The sequence below is a fragment of the Phenylobacterium sp. genome (genome assembly GCF_035276905.1).
In the GTDB taxonomy this organism is placed as follows: domain Bacteria; phylum Pseudomonadota; class Alphaproteobacteria; order Caulobacterales; family Caulobacteraceae; genus Phenylobacterium.
Map to the genome: position 1 here is coordinate 1 of NZ_DATELG010000361.1, position 10,045 is coordinate 10,045.

12 protein-coding genes are annotated in these 10,045 nt (G+C 66.2%); 7 read left to right on the top strand and 5 right to left on the bottom strand.

The window, feature by feature from the left end:
* Window positions 1-280 precede the first annotated feature (280 nt).
* Both VJS38_RS17050 and VJS38_RS17055 read left to right on the top strand, forming a co-directional pair.
* Window positions 281-565, top strand: coding sequence for a hypothetical protein (locus VJS38_RS17050; RefSeq protein ID WP_324089346.1), 285 nt, complete (start codon window positions 281-283; stop codon window positions 563-565).
* A 72-nt stretch (window positions 566-637) separates the two neighbouring features.
* Window positions 638-1,012, top strand: a complete 375-nt coding sequence (locus VJS38_RS17055; protein ID WP_324089347.1) for a hypothetical protein — start codon at window positions 638-640, stop codon at window positions 1,010-1,012.
* A gap of 29 nt (window positions 1,013-1,041) precedes the next feature.
* Here the strand turns inward: VJS38_RS17055 and VJS38_RS17060 are convergent, their stop codons facing one another.
* The 5 genes from VJS38_RS17060 to VJS38_RS17080 are packed head-to-tail and all read right to left on the bottom strand — an operon-like array spanning window position 1,042 to window position 5,616.
* Window positions 1,042-1,953, bottom strand: coding sequence for a flagellin (locus VJS38_RS17060; protein WP_324089348.1), 912 nt, complete (start codon window positions 1,951-1,953; stop codon window positions 1,042-1,044).
* Between the two features lie 7 nt (window positions 1,954-1,960).
* Window positions 1,961-3,694: a flagellar hook-associated protein FlgK gene (gene flgK / locus VJS38_RS17065; RefSeq protein WP_324089349.1), complete on the bottom strand. Its 1,734-nt coding sequence runs from the start codon at window positions 3,692-3,694 to the stop codon at window positions 1,961-1,963.
* A 3-nt stretch (window positions 3,695-3,697) separates the two neighbouring features.
* The gene (locus VJS38_RS17070) at window positions 3,698-4,012 is read right to left on the bottom strand and encodes a hypothetical protein (RefSeq protein WP_324089350.1); all 315 of its coding nucleotides are present in this window, start codon (window positions 4,010-4,012) and stop codon (window positions 3,698-3,700) included.
* Between the two features lie 3 nt (window positions 4,013-4,015).
* Window positions 4,016-5,296 carry a flagellar hook protein FlgE gene (flgE, locus tag VJS38_RS17075; protein WP_324089351.1) on the bottom strand — a complete coding sequence of 427 codons (1,281 nt, stop codon included), beginning with the start codon at window positions 5,294-5,296 and terminating at the stop codon, window positions 4,016-4,018.
* Window positions 5,297-5,310: 14 nt separating this feature from the next.
* Window positions 5,311-5,616 (bottom strand): flagellar hook capping FlgD N-terminal domain-containing protein, encoded by a 306-nt coding sequence (locus VJS38_RS17080; RefSeq protein ID WP_324089352.1) that lies wholly within the window; start codon window positions 5,614-5,616, stop codon window positions 5,311-5,313.
* Window positions 5,617-5,899: 283 nt separating this feature from the next.
* Here VJS38_RS17080 and VJS38_RS17085 point away from each other — a divergent pair, with 283 nt between their 5' ends.
* The 5 genes from VJS38_RS17085 to VJS38_RS17105 all read left to right on the top strand — a co-directional run bounded on the left by VJS38_RS17085 (window position 5,900) and on the right by VJS38_RS17105 (window position 9,992).
* A complete protein-coding gene (locus tag VJS38_RS17085; RefSeq protein WP_324089353.1) occupies window positions 5,900-6,724 on the top strand; it encodes a flagellin in 825 nt (274 codons plus the stop codon).
* Window positions 6,725-6,899: 175 nt separating this feature from the next.
* Window positions 6,900-8,624 carry a flagellar filament capping protein FliD gene (fliD, locus tag VJS38_RS17090; protein ID WP_324089354.1) on the top strand — a complete coding sequence of 575 codons (1,725 nt, stop codon included), beginning with the start codon at window positions 6,900-6,902 and terminating at the stop codon, window positions 8,622-8,624.
* The gene (locus VJS38_RS17095; RefSeq protein ID WP_324089355.1) at window positions 8,621-8,989 is read left to right on the top strand and encodes a hypothetical protein; all 369 of its coding nucleotides are present in this window, start codon (window positions 8,621-8,623) and stop codon (window positions 8,987-8,989) included. The genes fliD and VJS38_RS17095 overlap by 4 nt, the downstream gene beginning before the upstream one ends.
* Before the next feature lie 156 nt (window positions 8,990-9,145).
* Window positions 9,146-9,817: an RNA polymerase sigma factor gene (locus tag VJS38_RS17100; RefSeq protein ID WP_324089356.1), complete on the top strand. Its 672-nt coding sequence runs from the start codon at window positions 9,146-9,148 to the stop codon at window positions 9,815-9,817.
* Window positions 9,765-9,992 (top strand): hypothetical protein, encoded by a 228-nt coding sequence (locus VJS38_RS17105; protein ID WP_324089357.1) that lies wholly within the window; start codon window positions 9,765-9,767, stop codon window positions 9,990-9,992. The genes VJS38_RS17100 and VJS38_RS17105 overlap by 53 nt, the downstream gene beginning before the upstream one ends.
* Window positions 9,993-10,045: the final 53 nt, after the last annotated feature.

The following is a 10,045-nucleotide window of genomic DNA, read 5'->3' on the forward strand; positions in this document are numbered from 1 at the left end:
CGGCGCTTCAGCCACACGTTTGATCATCGCACCCGCACCCATCACGCCGTTACTAATGCACGAGGCGAGCCGCCTGTCACAGGGGAGCGGGTGCGGCGCTGCGTCCAGAGGCGCTGTCCTGCGGGGACCGGGCGGCCGACGACAGTTCGCTGGCGCTGAGCTCGCCTTCGCCGTCGGTGTCTGCGTCGCCGATCGCAAGCTGTTGCGAGGTGGGCAAATTCGCCGCCCCATCCGCGCCCCGAGACCGTTTCATGGCTGTTCGAAGAATAGAACGGTCGCCATGAGAACCAGGCCCACCCTGCCGAAAACCGAGGACCTGGCGGCTGCGCGCCGCGAGCTCGCGCATCAGCGCCCCGAGGCCCTGCTGCTCGTGCAACTGCTGATCGAGGACGAGACCGGAGAAGGCGCCCTGCGCATGCGCCGCCTCGCGGGCCAGCTGCGGCTGTGCGCCGACATCCCCGAGCTGGCGGAGGGCATGGGTTGCGCCGCGGACGCCGTCGATCCCGAGCTCATGCGCGCCGCTGCGGCGCTCCTGTCGCAGGCGGCGGGGGTGGGCCAGGACTGAGTGCAGATTAAGCGCCCCATCAGCGGACACGCCGCCGTTCAACCTCTGCAATTCCCTGCGGAGACAGCCATCGTGCCAAGCGCCCATCAGGTCCCCCCGAACGTCCGCGACCTCGCAGCGCAGACGCGGCTGATGGAGCAACAAGCGCAGTTGCTGCTCGGGGAGTTGCACGCGGCTCGACGCCTGGCGGACACGACGGCGACGACGCTTTCGCTGGTAGTCGCCTTGCTCGGCAACACCCGTGAGGCGGACGGCGGACATTTGGTGGCGCGGATCTTCCAGGACCTGCTGCTGTGCGCACAATCGCCGGACCTGGCGAGCAACATTTGCGGCTGCGAGATCGACGTGATCGATCCGCAGATGATCCGCGCTTCGGCCGCCCTGCTGACCGGCGACGTAGGCGCAGTGCTGAAGTCGGTGCTTGGCGAAGGCGCCACGGCGCACTGACGACGTCCCGTCGAACCCCGCGCGGGATTTCAGGCTAGATACTTTAGGATGCTGACGCTGGAGAGCTGACCGATCGAGCCGTACACCGCTTCGAGCTGGGTCTGGTACTGGGTGACCATCACCGCGGCTGTCGAGAGGTCCGCGCCCGTGAGGTCGCCGGCGAGGTTCTTCAGCGTGGTCGTCTTGACCGCGTTGTCGCTGCCGATGTCGTCGAGCGCCGCGGCCTGGTTGGAAAGCGTCGCCTGGGTGGTCCCAAGGTCCGTCATGGCCGAGGTGGCCAGGTCGTAGGCGCCGCTCAGCTGCGTCTGGTCGGTCGGGTTGGCAGCGATCATGGAAAGGGCGCGCGCGAGCTTCTCGAAGCCGGAAGAGTCGGCGCTGACCGAGATGCCGACCGTGGTCCCGGTCGAGGTCGTCAGCGTCCGCGTCGCAGTCGTTCCCTCGTAATAGCCGGTGTCCGGCGTCGTCGGGTCGTTGTTCGGATTGTATTTGGCGTCGGCGAAGTTGACCGGCGGCCGGTCGACGGCCTGGCCGGAGAAGACGTAGCGGCCGCCCACCTCTGTGTTCAGCTGGGACTGCAGGGTCTGAAGCCAGCTCTGGGCGTCGGCCGAGGTGATCAGCGGGGTCGACGGGCTGGTGTTGCTGAGCGCCGCCGAGAGCTGGGTGCGGATGGTCGTCGTCAGGTCGGTGATGTTGCCGACGGCCGAATAAGCCGACTGGACGTCCGCCGCCGCGGCGGTGGCCATGTCGCTCTCGGCCTGCAGGCGCGCGGTCTGGCCCTGGAGGTCCAGCAGCTTGCCGGCGTCGCCCTTGAGGCCGCTGAAGCTGGTGGTCTTCAGGCCGGAGGCCTCCTGCGACTGTTGCGACGAGAGCTTGCTTTGCAGGTTCATGCTCGCCTGGACGAGGAGGTTGGTGTTGGCGAAGGTGGCGATCCGGCTGACCATTCAAGCCTCACGTAGCCGACATCATGTTCTGAAGCGCCTGGAACATCTGGCGCGCCGTGGTGATCATCTGGGCGTTGGCGTCGTACTGCTGCTGCAGCGAGGTAAGTTGGGCCAGTTCTTCGTTGGTGTTGACGTTGCTGAAGTTCTGCTGCCGGGCCTGCGCCGTGGTGAACACCGCCGAGGAGGCGTCCGCAGCGCTGGAGGCTGCAGCGACCACGTTCGCGGCGCTGGAGACGAAGTCGGTCGCGTAGCTGAGCAGGCTGGTGGATTGCGTCGGCAGGTCGCCCGCGGCGGTGAAAGTCCGCGCCGCGCCGAACGCCGCGCTCAGCGCGTCCGTGGTGGTGGTGTCGCCCGACGCCACCGCGATGTCGCCGGCGCCAAGCGTCGAGGCCGTGCTGAGCTGGCCGGTCGGCAGGCTGTCCAGCGCCTTCGTGATCATCGGGTTGACGGCGATGTCCGAGGCGCTGGAGCCGATGAAAAGGTCGTTGAGCCCGAAATAGGCCGAGACGCCCTGGCCGGGGGCGCCGACGCTGGCGCCGATGTCGGCGAGGGCGACGCCCTGGGCCGCGTTGGCCGTCTGCAACGACAGCCGGCCCTGGGAGTCCAGCTGGGCGCTCAGGCCGGGGATATTGTTCAGCGCAGCCACCAGGTCGCCGACCGTGCCGTAGCTCGAGAGGTCGAGGTCGGTGCTGCTGGCGACCGTGCCGCTGGAATCGGTCACCGTGACCCGAAGCGTGCCCAGGCCCGACAGCGCCTGGCCGGGATCGAGCGAAGCTACGCCCGTGAGGCTGGCCGGCGGCGGATAGGCGCTGCCCGTGTTGGTCACGGCGTTGGTTGCGCTGATGAGGGCCGACGAGAAGGCGTCGAGCTTGTCCTGCTCCAGCACCAGGGTGCTGTCGCGCAGGCTGATCAGGCCGCCCAGCTTGCCGGAACTTACCGAGGTGGTGATGTCACGGCCGCCCAAGGCGATGCCCGAGATCTGCCCGGGGTAGCTGGCGCTGGCCGAGAGCGTGCTGGCGGCGGTGTAGGCGAGGGCGTTGGCTTGGTCGCCGACCAGGAGGTCGCCGGAAGAGGTATAGACCTGCATACGGTTGTCCGGCCCTACGAAGTAGGAGACCCCGATGTCGCCGGCCAGCGTCTGAAGCGCGGCGTCGCGCTGGTCCTCCAGGTCGGTCGGGTCGCCGCCGCTGGCGTCCGCGGCGACGATCTGCCTGTTCAGAGAAGCGATGGTCGCCGTCTGGGCGTTGATCTCGTTGACCGTACTGGCGATGTCGGAATTGGCCTGGGTCCGCAGCGACTGAACCGTCGAAGACAGCCCTTGGATAGCGCCGGCGAGCGTGGTCGCGGCGGCGACCGCGGCAGCCTTGGAGGCGCTGTCGGCGCCGCTGCTCGAGAGGTTGGCCAGCGCGGTCTGGAGGTGTCCGAGACGGCTCGACAGATCATCGCCGCCGTCCACCGTGCCAAGGGCGGCGTCATATGTGGTCAGCGCGCTGGAAATCGCCTGGTCGCGCGCGGAGTCCGCGGCCGAACTGGTGGTGAGCTTGGTCAGGTAGGAGTCGGCGACGCGGTTGGTCGTGCTCACCGTCAGGGCGGCGGTCGAGGTGATCGCTGCGCTGGAGACGACCTTGCGCGAATAGCTCGTTTCGTTGGCGTTGGCGACGTTGGTGTTGGTGACGGCGATCTTGAACTCGGTGTTGGTCAGCGCTGCGGCCGCCGTGTTGAGGATCACCGACAAGGACATGGCTCAGGCGTTCCTCGGCTTGAACCGGGCGGCTTCGCCATAGCTGCGGCAAGCGGCGCCGGCGTTCGCTGCGAGGCGCAGCTCGCGCCGCGTGACCGCCATCTCGTCCTGCAGTCGGGCGACGCGGCTGGCGAGCACGGCCTGCACATCGTGCAGTGAAGCCAGGCACAGCAGGGCCTCGCGCCCCGAGAGCCCGGCCAGCTGATCGGCGATCTCTCGGGCCAGCTGGCGCGCCTCCTCGACCGTCGCAACCACCGGCAGGGCGAAGGTGGAGGCGCGGCAGCGCTCTGCCCGTGTCCTCAGCTCGACGATGCTCATGGCTCAGCGCATCGCCTGAGTGAGCGTGTCGAACATGCTCTTGACCGTAGTCACCACTTGCGAAGCCGCCGAATAGGCCTGTTGGGCCACGATCATGCGGTTGAATTCGCTGGCGATGTCGGTGGTGGAGCCCTCCAGGGCGGAGGCCACGAGGCTGCCTGCGCCGCCGTCGCCCGGCATCCGCAGGCCGACGTTGCCGGCGGCCTGGTTCGAGCCGTAGGTTGTTCCACTGATCGGCGTCAGGCCATTGGGGTTGGCGAAGGTGGCGACGGGGATCTGGTACACCGGCAGCTTGACGCCGTTGTCGAAGGAGGCGGTGATCAGCCCCTTGCCGTCGATCGTGACGCCGGTCAGCTGCCCGTAGAGCGCCCCGTCCTGAGTGAAGGTCGGGTTCTCGATGCCGATCGTGCTGGTGGTCGAGGCGAATTGGGTGACGCCGTCGGTCTTGCCGACCGTGCCGAGGTTCAGGGTGATGTTGCTGTCGGCGGCGCCGGTCGTCAGCCCGGTGATCGACAGGTCGACGGGCGAGGGATTGGTCGAGGTCAGCACGCCGTTGCTGTCGAAGGTCACGTCGACGGTGGAGGGGCTGATCGTGCCGCTGGGGCCGCCGCTGATGTCGGAGGTCTCCACCGGATCGGCCAGCGCCAGGGTCCAGGTGTTGGCCGCGGTCTTGGTCCAGGTCTGGCCGATCGTGTGGCTGACGCCCAGCGAGTCGATCATTGTCGTGCTGGTGGCGAACGAGGCGCCGACCGTGGCGGTGGCCGGCAGGTTGGCGGTGAAGTTGATTTCGCTGGTCGCCTTCGCCGTGCCGCCGATCTTGCTCAGGTTGATCGGCTGCAGGTTCGAAAGGTCGCTGGTGTTGGCGACGATCACGGAGCCCGAGGAGTCCGTAGCGAAGCCCATCAGATAGTCGCCGGCGTCGTTGACCAGGTTCCCGGCGCTGTCCTTCGTGAAGCTGCCGTCGCGGGTGTAGTTCAAGTCGGAAGCTGTGGAGTTCGCGCTCGAGCCGACCACGAAGAAGCCGTCGCCCTGGATCGCAACATTGGTCGCGGTGCTGGTGCTGGCGATCTGACCCTGTTGCGACATGTTCTGCATTGTCGTCGCGGTCACCCCGCCGGCGACATCGGCTCCGGTTGAGCCGGTCAGCATCGTCTCGAAGTCGGTCTGGGAGGTCTTGTAGGCGGTGGTCGACGCGTTCGCGATATTCTTCGAGATGTTCGAAAGCGCGACGCTTTGCGCGTTCAGTCCGGAGACGGCGCTGGATAGGGCTGAGGAAAGGCTCATGACGGACGGCGACCTCAGTTCTGGGTCGCCGAGGCGCCGCCGGCCTGGGCCAGCAGGCTCACCTGGGTGAGTACATTCGACATGGTGGTCGAGATCGCGTCGAGCTTGGCGTTGGTGTCGATCTGCTCCGACAGCCCCGCGTACTGCACCATCTCGCTGGTGAACTGGTTGGGGTCGGTCGGATTGAGCGGGTTCTGGCTTTGCAGCTGAGTGGTCAGCAGCGACAGGAACTGATTGCTGGTCAGGCCGATGCCGGCCGAGGCCGGTGTCGAACTCGTGGCTGACGACGTGGTGCTCGAAGACACCGCTCCGACGCTCATCGCATCTCTCCATTGCCGCTCAGAGGCCCGCGGGCCTGTCTGAACGGTGGAACGGAGCCACCGCACCGGATGGGGCGGAGAATCAAATATGGGCGGCTCGGTCAGCTGGCGGCCGCGCGCCGCGAGCCGGGAAAGGAGCCGTGCGAGGGGCGGCTGCAAAGATTTTGCGCCCCATTGCTCAGCCTGGCCCCGTTCAAAACCGTGGCGTCGGTTGCAAAACGCAAGGTTCCGCGCCCCGTGGCGTGCATCTCGCCTGCGGTCGACGTTGAAGCGGAGTTAGAAGATGACTGTCATCTCGACGAACACCACGGCCAACACGGCCCTGTTGTACCTGAACAAGAACGCAGCGGCGCAGAGCCAGGACATCGCTCAGCTGTCGAGCGGTTCGCGCATCACCAGCGCCAAGGACGACTCCTCGGGCCTCGCCATCGCCACCGGCATGAAGGCCGACGCCTCGGTCCTGCAACAGGCGCAGACCAACCTGTCGAACGGCACCGCGGTGCTGAACACCGCCGACGGCGCGCTCTCCAACATCAGCGACATCCTGACACGGATGAAGACGCTGACCGCCCAGGCGCAGTCCGGCTCGTCGAGCACCGCCGACCTCAGCTACATCAATGCCGAATATTCGCAGCTGAAGACGGAAATCGACGACATCGCCAAGAACACGACGTTCAACGGCACCGCGCTGCTGGACGGCACGAGCGCCTATTCGACCGGCGTAGCCTTCATGGTCGGCACCTCCAGCAGCGACACCATCGCCGTGCAGCTGAACGGGGCGGACACCACCACGCTCGGCGTCGGCGCCGTGCCGATCGACAATGCGACCGACGCGGCTTCCGAAATGAACGCGCTGGACAACGCGATCACCCAGATCTCGACGGACCGCGCGAACGTCGGTGCGACCCTCTCTCGCCTGTCGTTCCGGAGCGACGTGATCAACACCTCGATCCAGAACCTCGACGCGGCCAAGTCGGCGATCACCGACACCGACATCGCCGCCACCCAGTCGAAGTTCAGCAGCGACCAGACGCTGACCACGGCGGCCATCAGCGCGCTGTCCGACGCAAACCAGATGAACCAGTCGATCCTGAAGCTGCTCCAGTAGCGCCCGCGCGAGGCCGGCGCCGGCTAGACCATTCGCCGCCGAAGTGGAGGCCGGTTCGGCGCAGCGAATGGTCTAACTTCAAGAACTTATGAGCGTTCGGCGGTTCATTCGAACCGCCGAACGCTCTAGCGCCGGCCTTCGCAATTGCAATCTCAGCCGTCGAGCCTGGGCCAGGATGACGACAACCACTTCGACCGGCGCAAGCGCCTCCAGCGTCGTGAACACCGCGGCGTCCACCACCTATCTGACGGGGACGGCCTCGGGCCTGGACACTCAGTCGCTGATCCAGGCGGCGTTGGCGCAGAAGACTGCGCCGGCCGATGCGCTCGACGCCAAGGTCACCGCCAACAAGACCAGGATCGCGGCCTATCAGCAGCTGCAGACCCTGGTGGACGCGCTCTCGACGTCGATGTCGAAGCTGGCGTCTCAGGCCTACAGCTCGCTCGGCGCGACCCCCTCGGCCTTCGACGAGAAGGCCGTCACGCTCACGGCCTCGGACGGCTCCAGCGCCAGCAGCTACATCGCCGCCAGCGCCGACGCGAGCGCCGCGTCGGCGAGCTACAAGCTGCAGGTGGCCCAGTTGGCGGCGTCCGAAAAGGTCGCCTCCAATGCGATGGACCAGACCAGCGCCCTGAACTACACGGGCAGCTTCATCCTGCAGGATGGAAGCGGAACGGCGGCGACGATCAACGTCACGCCGGACATGACGCTTTCCGATCTGGCGTCTGCGATCAACGCCACCTCGTCGACGTCCGGCGTCAGCGCCTCGATCATCAAGGATTCCAGCGGCGGCTACCGCCTGGTCCTATCCGGCAACGACACCAATCAGCAGATCACGGCCACGTCCGCGTCCGGCGACGACGTGCTGGGCGGGCTGGGTCTGGTCGGCTCCGACGGCTCGTTCAGCGACGTGCTGCAGGCGGCGCAGCCGGCGATCCTCACCGTCGACGGCTCGCAGATCACCAGCGACACGAACAACGTCACAGGGGCGGTCTCCGGCATCAGCATGTCGCTGCTGAACACCACGCCGACAGGCCTGACGGTCACCCTGGGCGTCCAGCCCGACTACAGCAGCGTCAAGACCGACATCACCAACTTCATCACCGCCTACAACGCCCTGCGCGACTACATCACCACCAACCAGTCGGTCGGGGCCGATGGCGCTGTGGACGCCTCCAAAGCTCCGCTGTTCGCCGACTCTCTCTTGCGAAGCGTCAGCCAGCAACTTGGCAGCCTGATCTCGACGCCCAGCGCGTCCGCCACCGGAGCCTATTCGACGCTGGCGGACCTTGGGGTCACCGTCGACGGCAACAACGATCTGCAACTGTCGAACGAGAGCACGCTCGACAACGCGCTCCTGTCGAACCTCTCGCAGGTGGCGTCGATGTTCCAGTCGACGTTCACGCCGTCCGACTCTGCTCTGAAGCTCCTGCAGAACACCGCCCAGTCGAGCTTCAACTTCACGCTCGACGTCACCGCCAACTCCGACGGGACCATTACCGGCGCCTCGGTGAATGGCGACGCGAACGCCTTTGTGGTCTTGGGCAACCGCCTCGTCGGTGCGCAGGGGACCATCTACGCAGGCTTGAGCTTCGCCCTGGTGGCGTCCGGCGACACCTCGATTCAGGTGAACATCCGGCCCGGGCTCGCAAACCAGCTGACCAACTTCGCTTCGGAGTTCGGCGACGCAGGCAACGGGCTGATCCAGCAGCAGATCGACGCTCTGGACACCCAGGACACTGCCTGGAGCGCCCAGTCGGCGCAGATCCGGTCCGACGCGAACGACTACCAGACCTCCCTCATCAACAAGTACTCGAACATGGAGCAAGAAGTGTCCGCCGCCCAGCTGGTCCAGGCGCAGATCAAGGCGATCCTCAATGGAGTCTCGAGCAACGCATGAGCTCCTCGCACCAGGCCGCCGCCGCCTATCGCGCCAGCCAGGCGCTCGACAGCCGCCCCGCCGCCGTCCTCGCCGCCGCGCATCAGCAACTGGCGGTCAGTTTCGACGCTGCGCTTTCTGCCTACCAGGAGCGGGCGCTCGACGAAATGTGCCGCCACAACGAGCGCTCCATCCGCATCCTCATCGCCCTGACCGCCTCGGTGGAAGGGCGTTCCCCCGAGGCGGACCGGCTCGCTGACATGTACCGACGGCTGCAGATGGCTCTCAACCGCATGCCTTTCGATCCGCGAGAAATAGAGACGATACGTGAGGGCCACAAATGGCTTTGTGACATGTCGAAATCGTTTCGTTTGCATCTCCATTGATGTAGAGACGGAGGTCGATTTCCGATTTTGCGTCGGATGTGAACGCTCAGTTTTCCATTTTGAATCTGACGTTAACAATAGTATACGTTTTTGTATCTAATAAATACATGGCATGGTGGTTGCTGGTTGTCGTCCAACTTGACGTGGACGACGAATATGCTGACGCAGGAAACCTCATCCGAGACGCCGCGCTCCCTCCAGGATCTGCGGGCGGAAGCCGACGACTGGTTGTTCCTGGCCGCCCAGGCGGGCGACCATCTCGCCTTCCGGGTCCTGGTGGAGCGGCACGTGGGGCTGGTGCGGCGTCTGGCGCTGAACGTGTTGCGCGACGAGCTGGAAGCCGAGGACGTGACACAGGAGGTGTTCGTCTCGGCCTGGCGGAACCGGGCCAGCTGGCGGCCGGAGGCGAAATTCACGACCTGGCTCTACCGGATCGCCATGAACAGGGCGATCGACTGCTATCGCAGCCGTCGCCCGACGCCGCAGCCGCAGGAGGAGCTCACCCGGCTCATCGACCGCGACGCCGGGATCGCCGTGCCGCCGCGTCAGGAGGAGGAGATCGAGCAGCAGGAGTTGTCCGGCACGCTGCGCTCGGCCTTGCAGCGCCTGCCGGCCACGCAGCGGCGGGCGATCGAGCTTTTCTATTATGAGGACATGGAGGTCGCGCGGATCGCCGAGGTGATGGTAACCTCCGAGCAATCTGTCCGTTCGCTACTGAAACGCGGTCGACAGGCGTTGAAATTTCGACTGCGCAGTGGGAAGAGTCTGCCTGGCCATGGATCTCGCGGCGTTCCAGGGACTGCTCGAGCAGAACGGAACAGACCTTGACCGGTGGCCCGACGCAAGCCGCGCAGCGGCGTTGGAAATTTTGGCTGGCTCGACTGAGGCGCGCGAGGCCTATGTCGCGGCCTTTCCCGGACCCGCCGATCAGCCGCGCGCCGCCGAGGGCGACGATGCGCTGGTCGAGCGCATCATGCAGGCCGTGGCTCGCGACGTTCGCTGAGCAGCTATTTCGTTCCTTACGAAAAGGTCCGCTTGCGGTCAGAACGCGCGGGT